This is a genomic window from Paenibacillus sp. MT86, from assembly GCF_058792535.1.
In genome coordinates, this window is the sequence record NZ_CM179499.1 from 3,420,052 (window position 1) to 3,432,073 (window position 12,022).

4 protein-coding genes are annotated in these 12,022 nt (G+C 46.8%); all 4 read right to left on the reverse strand.

The window, feature by feature from the left end:
- Nucleotides 1-251: 251 nt before the first annotated feature.
- Nucleotides 252-794, reverse strand: coding sequence for a hypothetical protein (locus AC3RCL_RS15200; protein ID WP_492536130.1), 543 nt, complete (start codon nt 792-794; stop codon nt 252-254).
- Nucleotides 795-2,545: 1,751 nt separating this feature from the next.
- Entirely contained in the window at nt 2,546-8,005 is a 5,460-nt protein-coding gene (locus AC3RCL_RS15205) for a CBM96 family carbohydrate-binding protein (protein ID WP_492536131.1), read from the reverse strand.
- A 7-nt stretch (nt 8,006-8,012) separates the two neighbouring features.
- A complete protein-coding gene (locus AC3RCL_RS15210) occupies nt 8,013-10,358 on the reverse strand; it encodes a helix-turn-helix domain-containing protein (protein ID WP_492536132.1) in 2,346 nt (781 codons plus the stop codon).
- A 31-nt stretch (nt 10,359-10,389) separates the two neighbouring features.
- Entirely contained in the window at nt 10,390-12,021 is a 1,632-nt protein-coding gene (locus AC3RCL_RS15215) for an extracellular solute-binding protein (RefSeq protein ID WP_492536134.1), read from the reverse strand.
- Nucleotide 12,022 lies beyond the last annotated feature (1 nt).

A 12,022-nucleotide genomic window follows, 5' to 3' on the forward strand; every position in this document is an offset into this window, starting at 1 on the left:
GTACTCAACTAATTTCTATCATTTAATGTAACTAAAGGCTTTTTTTTGTGTGTCCTCATGTTAGTTCTTGAGAAAAGTTTTTGTCATTGAGTATACTTCAAACTAAAAAAGCCGCATAGAATGCGACTTTCAAAGCCATCATGTCCTTGTCTTTCAAAATATGTCGTTCCACATAAGTCTCCCTTAGATTTACACGATTTTTTCAACCGGCTTCATGAATTGTGGAGGCGTAACACTTATCATCTTTTTTATTACTTTCCTCCAACATGAAACACACCAATTACAGTTTCACCGTCAACATCAAACAGAGGAATATCACGACCATCAGGTGATCTATTGTTCTGTATTGCAATGGCTTCCTCGGGTGAGTTTGGTAGCTCGCCATCAAAGTCTTTTTTAAGCACATATCCTGCAGTGCCATCCACACCTATAGCACTGATTAAATCAGGTTCCATTTCTGGAGAAGCAGCATCTGCGCTAGAACCGTACGTTTGTCCGTTTTTATTTTTAGGATAGCTCATATACTTAGCGCTAACATGAAAAGAACCAATTATAGTTGTCCCATAAACATCATACAATGGGACATCACCAGGTTCACCGAGATAATCTTTTTTTAGCAAATACCCTTTAATGCCATTCACACTTCCTGCATGGATTAAATCAGGCAGCATTTCAACGGAGGTGGCTTCTTCAGCAGAACCGTATGTCTGTCCATGTTCATTTTCTGGATAGTTAGGAGAATTTGTGTGGCTTTGATTAGTCGTACTTTTAGCATATGTGCTTTGGAATACCATTACACCTCCTACTACACAAACTATAAATACCACACCAATCAATATTCTATTGCTTTTAAAATACGTCCTCACATTTTCGCTCCTTTCTCACTCTCTAACCGTTCGTCCCGTCCTTTTTACTACATATAATACACCAAATAATGGAAGTTGAAGTTGCGTAAAATTTTGTTATTCAGGAAAAATTTAGAATAAACCTCGAACATCCATTACGGTTTACTCTCGTGCTGCTTTTTTACTTGTCACATATCCTATAAAGGAACCAATCAAACTGACAGCATGCACTATTATTACACAGATATATCCGAATACTTCATATGAAACCGAGGGTAAGAAATACCTTAACCCATATACTGGACCTAAAATAATTATTCCTACTGGTATTGAAAAAAGTATTGAATCTATATGATACATTACAAAAACACATGCAATAGAGACAAGACAGTAAATGGAGCTAAACTTAAGAAAACGAATGATCGGTCTGTCCCTATAGTTACTGTAACCTCCCCATGACATCCACAAAATTAAAAAGAGAATAGTACTCACTAAGTTCATAGTTGAAGGTGTGTTGCCTTTTAGGTATGCACTGAAATTTATAATCGTAAACGGTATACTAAGAAGTAAAGCATAGAATAATTTCAAAATCATGGCTTATTGAGGGTTATAGCCGTGCTCAAAGTTATGGTTTTTATAAATTTAGACATCTTCACTTCTCCTTCGTTTTTTATTTTTGTAATATAACCATGTGTACGTTCACTTCTCCATATGATTTATGATCCTATTTCTTGCATGGAGGTTATTTCCTTCAACTTAGTAAACACCAATAAAGCAAACAAAGTTACAAAAAAATTTGAATTTACCAAATAACTGCTCGGAAATACTGATTTTTTCTGAAACAAGCATTAAATAACAAGAACTTAGTTACTCCTGTTCCTCACCGACACCGACTTAATGGGCGTATTTGTTCTATGCCGATGGCCACTATTATCTCCAAGTGTTAGTGGAGTCACATTTTTCTCATTTCTACGCTTGTGCGCCTGTTCCGTTGAGTAGGCACTTTCCCAAATTTGTTTCAATTCCATTACGGCAGTTCTTAGACAACTATCTAATCGGTAATCGGCTCATATTCTTGTCCTTTACGGCAATCGGTACAAGTTCTTGTCCTTTGCTCGGGACTCGAACTTGTACCGATAAAATAAAAAAGCCGCTAAATTAGCGACTTTCAATGGGAGCATGTTCTTGTCACTCGACAGCCGTTAATTCAAACAAAAGCAGCCAATTATGTGGGTTGGCTGCTTTCTTGTATTTTAGTGCTATCTTTCCCTTTTACTTAATCTAATTTTTTTAATTCTTCGTTTCTCTGAAATGTGCTCAAGTACCTTGGCTGGATTACCCGCGACTATCGTGTTTGCTAGCACATCTTTCGTTACAATTGAACCAGCTGCCACAATGGAATTATTACCTATTGAAACACCTGGAAGAACTGCTCAGTGCCCTCCAATCCAAACATTTTTCTAATCGGTAATCGGAAACAAGTCCTTGTCCTTGGTTTGGGACAAGAACTTGTTCCGAAAAAAAAGCCCTAAATAGCGATTTTCAATGGGACTATGTTTTGTCCCTCGACACCGATTGGTAGTTAATACTTGATTTGGCATACACACATTCCCCGCAGCCACGGAAAGGAATTGCAAACAGATCTTGCTTCTGTTGGCAGCTCCTGTTTACAGTTGGAGGCGTAGTGGAAATGAAGTGGTCTAGATTTTATGCTCAAGCAGTCTTAATACCATAACAACAGCTTCGGCACGGGTAGCAGGTTCCAGTGGAGCAAACCACGTTCCGCTTCGTCCCTGTAAAAGATTCATTTCCACCGCGTGGGTCACTTGATTCTTGGCCCAGAGAGGAATTTGTGCATCATCCTGGAATCCGCTGTCTAGTACGCCTTTCGTTTTCTCCTGCCGGACACCGGTCAAATGTTCCACTGCCTTGACCAGCATCACCGCAATCTCCACCCGTCTGATATTCCGTCCAGGCCCGAAGGAGTGATCAGGATAACCTTGCAGAATCCCTGCTGAAACGGCATTTCCAATCGATTCCCTGGCCCATAATGGTATAGAATCTTCATCTTCAAAGCTGCCGGTAACGCCTCTCTGGGCTTGTGGCAAAGCCAAAGCTCTTGCCAGCATGACAGAGAATTCGGCACGGGTCAGTTCAGCATCCGGCCTAAAGCTGCCATCCGGATAACCTTTCACAATCCCTTTCTGAACGGCCTGCTCGATCCAGGCCGAAGCCCAGTGATTGTTCAGATCGTGGTAGCTCGAACCTGCTTCCTGCGCGGATACCGCGAACACGGCAAATTTGGTGAAGTGATCCGTTTCTGCCGTCACATATCCATCCGCATGCTGGCTTTCCATAGTGACCCACTGTCCTGATTTCTCATCAAGATAAAACAGGACCGGTTCCTGCCCTGTATGTAGCAGCGACGGATCATATTGCAGCTTCAGCTTCACAGGTTTCTTGAAGAAGCCCGGCTGACTTTTGAGCACCTCGTACACGGAGCTAAGAATAACTTGACCCGGCTGTAACAGAGCATCGATCTCATCCAGCTTTTGAATGGTGATTCGAAGAGCACGAGGATCCGCTCCTTCAGGAATGTCAATCTGTATTCCCTTGCCCAAAGACAACTTTCCAGCAGCGCCAGGCTGCAGAAGAATTCCCCCGTTTGTCGCATGATTACCCGGTGACTTCGTCTCCGGAGCGGGCTGACCGTTACCCGGATTTACGTTTGACGGAGGCACTTCGGGTTCAGATCCGGAACCGCCGCCCGGTTCTTCGACGGGAGGATGTGTATCAGGCTTTACAATCCATTGAAACGAACGGTACAGACTTGGCTGCTTGGACGAGCCGATTCCCGATGCCCATTCAATCCAGCCTCTTCTCCCATTGCCGTCGTGATCATTCACCAGTAGCGAAAAGCTTACCGATTCTCCAGCTGCAGGTAAAATGCCTGCAAGTTCGGACCACGGAAGTGCCAATTCATAAGTGGTAAGTTTATCCTCCTCATGGCGAGCTACGCTTGCTTGTGCGAGCGAAATAGTCCCATCCGGAAGACCACCGGCTGTCTTCCATCGATATACCTGAGGTCCTTCCGGCGTATCGGCTATACCATACTCGAACCATTCCTTCGACTCTCCGGGAATGCCATAGGATAATCCGAACTGAATTCCGTCATTGTTCCAGATGTCCTCTCCCTTTGACGGTGCAGCATGAATGTCATCCCGGATTTCGGCCTTCAGATAAAAATGATCGTCATCATACCGCAGCCAGACTTTTCCGCTTAAATCATCCACTCCCGCATAATCTTTGAGCTTTACGGTACCTTCTGATAGATCAATGTCGGGTATATCGCTGAATTCCGTCTGGATCGGTTGAAAATTGAGATTGCCCTTATATTCAAATCCCGATAGTCCGCTGGCCTTCGTGTATTCCAGGTTTACCTGTACAGGCACGTTTTGACCGGTATCTACTCCGGTCACCGGAATCTGAATAGTCTCTGATCCTTCCGGTTCAACCGATGTGTTCAAAGTCCGGCTGCCGGTCTGTCCATTGACCTGCCAGGATAAGCGGCTGATCGGCAGTTCATTGTATTTGCTGAAATTGTTCACGACAACATTCAGGCTTTTTTCGTAGCCGCCATTCTCCAGCTCATTCAGCACGGGACGCACTTGTACTTTTCTAGCCTCCAGTGTCTGGACCTCATAACGCAGTTGACCAAAAGTCCGGCCTTCGCTCTTAAGATAAACATCAATGCGGCGATAGCTTTGATGTACGGCTTCCGGAATGGTGATCATTTGCTGCTCATCTTCAAGGTGAGATACTGAGATCGGATAACTTTCACCCTCGGCCTCCAGGGACACGGAAAGAGCTTGCCCTGTCTGGTTATCAATTTGAACCTTGAAGCTCACGGGTTCTCCTGTGAAATGATCCTCACCATCTATTGCAAACGTCTCATCCAAAGCTAGGTCAGCGATATCCCCTTTCACATATACCGGTTCACCGTTCAGCGTTAAATAAATGGAGCCATTCAGGGGATAGTAAGTCTCTGTAATTCCTGAGAGATCGGTGATGCTGACCGGCTGATTCGTCTTTAACGCAGCTTGAACCGGTTCTGAGGAAACGGACCAGATTACGCGAAGCGATTCGTTGTTCTTCTGAAACCGGTAGCTTCGGATCTGCGGATCCCAGCTCTCCTGATTCTCGAAGCTTGCCCCCGTCAGCTCTCGTGTCATCACAGAATAGGATACATAAGCAGGTTTAGGGACATAGGCACCGAGCGGATCTTCAGCAAAACGGATCAACCCGAAATTATGCTCATTATAATCTGCAGTCAGCCCATCATTCATCAGATTATACCAGTATACTATCTCGACACCGTTTGCCAATGCGACAACATGGGACCGTACTGCATAATCAGCTTGTGTCTTTTCGTCCACTCCGCTGGCGGTTTGATGGGTAGGCAAGCCGATTTCCGTAATCCAGATCGGCTTTAATTCTCCACCGTTATATTTCTTGATCAGATTCTGAAGGTCACGGAGCCCGACCTCCATCCCTTCCGGTGCCTGCGGATAGCGATAAGGATGAACCGCTACAACATCCATGTAATCCAGTCCGCCGCGCTTAAACACCTCTTCGATCCAGTTCAGCGGAATCCCGGCAGTTGCCATACCGATAACTGGCATTTCCGGATTTGAGGCCTTGATCCGATTATAGGTTTCAACCAGCAGCTCGAAGTAATAATCTGGCCTTGAATCGGCTGGACTGTCGCCGCGTTTACCAAACCCTCCGTTGAACTCATTGTATACCTGAATACCGTAAAGCTGATCTTTGTAATGTTTGACATATGCATCCGCATAGCCGGCAAAGCCTTCACGTCCTTCCTGGGTGAATGGGGTAGCATTGTTATCATAGAAAGGGTTGTTATAGGCTGATACAAAGAGCGGCCGAACGCCTTCTGCCTCCAGCTTGTGCATAAAGAAATCCGGCTGTGGAGTAAACGTATACTCCCCTTTGGTTTTTTCAATACTGCCCCATTCCATCCCTCCGCGTGCAGAGCCAGCGCCAGCTTTAGCGATCAGCTCAGCAAGAGCTGCATCCCATCCGACTGAGGTTCGGTGGAGATGAGCTGCGATCCCGAACGGCGAATCGGCAACCGTCCTGATATCAAAGGGCGAGAGAATGGCAAAGGTCGTTTTTAAAGTGCTGGAACCGCTACCCGCTTCATTTACCGATACATCGAGTGTGTAATAACCGGGTCCGATCTGCGACGGCTCAATAACAGCCATTCCGTTCTGCGGATTGACAGACCCCGCGGCTTTGACAGCACCAGCCATATTACGGCTCGTCCACTCTGCAGAAGGTTTTAAAGTATGCAATTCAAATTGAACCTGCTCACCCTGAAGAAATACATTGCCTAACCGGGTCTGCTTCAATTCGGTTCGAGGAAATGCGACCGTCAGATAGGGTCCGTCCTGGCTCCATTCTTGTGAGGAATAAGATGCTTCAACTTTAAAAGTATAGCGCCCGCCTACCTGGAGACCGTTTATAGAATATTCGGTTTCAGTACCTGGCACTATCCCGATTTCGCTGCCATTCAGGAGAATCCGGTATCTATCTGGCGAATCCCCTCCTCCGGCTTCGCTCCAGTTTAAGTCTACCCCGTCTTCACGGATATGAGAGGCTGCCAAGAAAGAGTCCACTGGCCATGAAGGAGCTTGGGCTGATTGTCGATCACTAGAAATTTCAAGATAAGGCTGATACTGACTGTTCTCCTTGCTGTGAAGTTGAATAACCAATCCATTCGGAGCCTCTTGAAGTAATCCGAAGCTGATCTTCTCTAGGCCAAGCTCGCGCTGCTTCTTCACATAAGAAGTCACATCTACTTGGTGCCACTTCCATGTCTTATCTGCTTTAAACATACCGAGATAATGATCCGCATCCGGCTTCGTCAGCCATGTGACCATCGCCTCCTGCCAAGAAAGGTCTTCGACACCATAAACCTGTGTATCTATCACAGATCCTCCTCCGTCTGTGACAGCACCATACAAATGAAGTACAGCGGTGCGCACTTCCGCACTGTATGGGGCCGTGTCAAACTTCAGGAATGCCTGGCGGGTCACATTGGGATCTGAATTTACATTCTTCACCAGAAGACGTTCTGCACTGCCGTAGTTGTTCATATTGCTGTTCCCGTTGTTAACGTAAGCATCTTCGGCAGGGACAAAAGATGCGGTCTCCGGAAGGGTCAATACAAGCTCAGGCCCTCCTTCAGACCATTGACCTGCTGCATCTTTGGCCTCCACTCGAAACGTATAGGTTTGCCCGCCGATTAAGGAGTTGGTTCTGAAGTTTCTGACTAAACCGCCGGTCTCTCCAACCGGCTCATCATTGATAAACACTCTGTACATGATGACGCTTACATCATCAACGGCAGCGCTCCACTGCAGTTCAACGCCAGCAGGGCTGGCGGTGATTGCAGACAACTCGCTGCCAGCCGGCCAGACAGGAGCTGCTTGATCCAGGGCCGGTTCATAGACAACCTTCAATCTGGGGGGATAAGACGGGTTCTCTTTACTGTTCAGATCCACCACCAAGCCGATAGGTGCGCTTTGTTTCAGACCGATGCTGGCAATTCCACCGTTCACGGTCTGCTTGCGTATAAAATCGGTCACATCGACTTCATACCACTGCGCAGGACGATCCGCGGTAAAGGATCCAATCTCTTCTCTCAGAGCAGGTTTGTTCTTCCATGTTATCGTACTTTCGGTCCAGCTGTTGTTGTCTACTTCATGAAGCTGAATATCCACCTGATTCCCAGCTCCGTCAGTTACGTGTCCGTATACGGCAAGGGTAGCCGACTGAACAGGTCCGCTAACCTCCTGCAAATCAAATTTCAGGAAAGACTGGCGTGTGACATTACGGTCTGCCTGCATATTTTTCACTCTCAAAGTGGCTGCGGTCCCATAATTCTTATTTTCATTTGCCGCACCGTCGTTCACGTACGTATCATCTGAAGGAATAATATCTGCTGTGACGCTGCCCACAGGCTCGGCATCCTCCGGCTCAGCACCTGCAGCGCCCGCCTCCCAGAACAAGGAACAAACCATCGCGAAGATTAATAGATATACGGTCCATCTTCTTGCCGACTTCCTCATCATCATAGTACCGTCACTCCTTATCGGAATCTTTTATCCTGTCCGGATCGGAAAAGTGTTCACGGTATTCAGTCGGAGTTCGTCCCGTGATTTTCTTGAAAATTCTCACGAAACTGTTGACATTGGAGTATCCGACCATTTCTGCAATCCTTCTTATTTTCTCACCGCTGCCGGACAGCAGTTCCTTCGCCTTATTCATCCTGAGTTCCATTAAGTAATCAATAAAATTGCATTCCGTCTGCTCTTTGAACAGCTTGCTCAAATGAGATACGCTGATGCCGAACTCACTGGCAAGTAGGTTCAAGGACAGGTCATTGCGCATGTAATGCTCCTGCAAATACAGAAGCACCTTGTCGATGACTTCGCTGCGTTCACGGCCATTGCGCTTCTGCCGGATCAATTCGATAATGCTGTTCATTGCCTCGGCGGTGAAATCCTCCAGCTGCTCCAAGCGTTCATACAGGCTGAGTCTTTCATAAAGTGATTGCTCAGGAAACAGGCGGTTTTGATCTACTCCGATCTCAGCGGCCGCTGTGGCTGCCTTCATCATACACTGAACGACAAGCTGAACGATTAACTCCGGGGGAACGCTCTGCTCCGCAAGCAGCTCAAACCAACGCCTTACCTGATGACGCATTTTGTCATTATCCTGAAGCTTGACGGCTGCGAGAATATGATCGGTCATCGCTACCAGCCGGTACAGCTTCGGAGACGGCTCGCTTGAAATATCGTCCGCGGTGATGATAGTATTGCCTCCGGTCACTAGCTTGTATCTTAAAGCCTCTGCCGATGATTTATAGGATTGATGGAGATTCTTCAGTTCACGGACCGCTTCTCCGATTCCAATGGTGACCGTACGGCCAAAATACTCCTGAACAAAATCCTTAAGCAAGTCGGCTACCGACACCGCCCGCATCATCACTCTCTGCTCATCTTCAGAATCTTCAAAACTCATTAGAATCACGGCTTTCCCGCTTCCGGTTTCCGCAGCGAGGCCCAGATTTTCTGCATTGATCAGTTCCTCGGCCACATTACATAAAGCGTAGCAGTACAGTGTCAGATCACGCGGGCCCGGAATATCCTGACGGTTATCAAATTCAACACTCATGACGATATATTGTCCGCTGTGGAGACTTGCCCCAATGCGGGTCATAAGTGACTGCAGTGGAGCAAAACTGTTCCGGTTTCCCGAGATCAGATCCGTCATCAGCTTCCATTTGATATACGGCCTGCTTTCGTGCAAATCCTTTTGCAACTGCTCCCGATCCAGGAGTATTTCCTGCACGGTAGATTCTAAATATTGAAATTCATCGCGATAGGGCTTTTTGGAGGTGGTCACCTTGAGATGCTGACTCATCGATTGAATAAAGCGGTTAACTGGCTTGTAGGTCCATCTCCCGATCACGGCCGCCGATATGGCAGCTGCGATAAACAATACCAGAGCCAACAGTATCAAAGCATTCCGGATGCTTTCAAGCGGGCGTGTCATCTGCACATCCGGCACGACACGCAGAATACTCCAGCCGGAATAATTGCTTCTTACAAAAAATACGGATGACTCCGTCTCCTCTACATTGCTGAAGAACATGCCTTCATCCTCGGCTGCCTCCATCATACTGCTGATATACGGAAACTCGCTGATATCTTTGCCCAGCTTGCTCTTATCATGATGCAGCACTACGACGCCTTCCCGATCCACTACAAATGTCTCACCAACATCATCTCCGGAAGAGTTGCGAATCAGATCAAACAAAACATCTTCCTTTACGTTGACCGCTACAGCCCCCTTTCTTCCGGCTGGGGAATGAATCAGCGGGTAGGTACGGACCAGGGTTGTCACATTGCGGAATATGGGATAATTAGACCGGCTGAGCTGAATTTTACGGGTCGGCATCCAGTTGGCATAACCGTCATAATGCCGAAACTGGTTGATCCACTGAAAGTCCTGCTGCAAATCCTGTTCCGTAAGTATGTTCCCGGACACGAGGCGGTTCTGAACGTATGAATAGAAATCCACGGAAAAAATATAGTCATTGCTGTTGATGACATTCGTGATCATGTTCGTGATCCGGTACCGGTTGTTCCTCATGACCTGCTCACTGAGCTCATATTCAAAAAAACGGATGATTTCGTCGTTTCTCAGCAGCTGTATGGCCTGTTTATCGATGTTTTGAAGAGCGAGGTTCAGCTTATGCTCCTGCTGCTTGAGCAGCTCCATGTTCGTTGCGGTCAACTGCCGATTCAATTGTCCGTTAAAAAATATATAGGTTATAAAAATAGAAGAACAGACAAGGAAGAGCAGCATAGCGGACAGCATGACAATCGCGTTAATCAACCGCTTATTATGAATTCGCCCCATGTCTCCCCCACCTTGTCTGTGTGTCATTCATTTAAAAGTTGGCTTTATTGTCCTCGTACCATTGCTGCGCTGCTTGTTCGGCTTCTGGTCCGCCCAGGCGGTTCCACTCTTTACGAATTTCCTCGATCGCCCAGTCAGCCGTATATTTCTCTCCCTGCGTTACTGTCGTAGCCCGGGTTTCGCGGATGAATGTATCCAGTGTAGACCGGATTTCATTAATCTCATCAAAATTCGGCTGATACGGGATGTCTCGGCGGAACTCGTTCTTTAACGCCGTTTCCAAAGCATCTGCGCTCAGCGAAGCTAGACGCTGTGACAGCTCGTCATCCGCAGCCTGCTTAATCAAATCCTCCGGCTTCACGTCGATTTGTCTTAGAACGGCATACTCATTTGCATATAAAACCTCTTTATTATATTTGTCCGAATCCAGACGCTTCACGGTATCTCCGGATTTAGTATAATGAACCCCTTCTTCTCCGTTCATCAGCGTGAACCATCCTTCATCCACAATCCAGTCCAGGTATTTCACAGCAGCTTCAGGGTCTTTCATTTCTTTATTAAAAGCCACAAAAATATGTGGGATCGCTTCTTGGTAAAGACCAAACTTTCCGTTGACGGTCTCTACCGATTCCAGCGGAACCGGATTGGCATCCGGCACGTTGGCCAGCAAGTCCTTCAGCATCAGCTCAACCTGGCCCGAACTCCATTGAGACATCCAGATTCCCGCTCTGCCTGTAGTCCAGAGTTGATTCGCACGCTGATTGTTGCTGTCAGTGAAATATTCTTTATCCACCAATCCGAGATCAAACAGCTCTTTCTCCAAGGCAATCGCATCGCGATAACGGTCCAGCGTTGCACCGTACTTCATTTGGCCGTCTTCCAGATACCATTGAAAATTCATGGCCGCATTCAAAGCGCCATAAATATCCACAGCATTGGGCCCGACAATCGGTGTGCTGTCCGGATAACGCTCTTTGAATGCCTGGGCAACCTGAATCAGTTCATCGACCGTCTTAGGCTTTTCCATTCCGATCTCATCCAGCCAATCCTGACGAATCCAGATGCCATGATTTGCAACAGCGGTAATGGGCCGCTTCGTTGCGACCGCATACATTTTTCCGTCATCGAAAGTCAAATGAGCTTTCAATTCCGGGTTCTCCTCCAAATACTTCTTGTATGAAGTGCTATATTGTTCGATATATTCATCAACAGGCTGCACGACTCCCTGCGAGACAAGCTTGCCGATATAGGCACGGTCGAATTCCCAGATCAGATCCGGAGCTTGGTTGGAGGCAATCATCACGTTCAATGTATTCTGGGATTCATTACGCGGTACGGGAACAATCGTCACATCAATGCCGGACTGTTCCCGAATCCATTTTACCCAGCGGTTATCTTCATAAGTGCCTTCGTCGCTGGACACCTGTCCACGGTCAAACATCGAGATGCTGACTTTCTTGCTGTCCCCCGTGCCTCCATTCTGAGAAGTAGCAGCATTCGTACCCTTGCTTCTTTGTCTCCGCCCGAGCATGCGCTCAGTATCATAGCCGCAGCCAGCATGATCAGAAGCAAAAGCCGTCCCTTGTGTGTTGGTTTCATGTTTACCGATGACCTCCAATGATTTGAATTTAGTATAACAAATGCGCAAATAAAGCGCATTCATT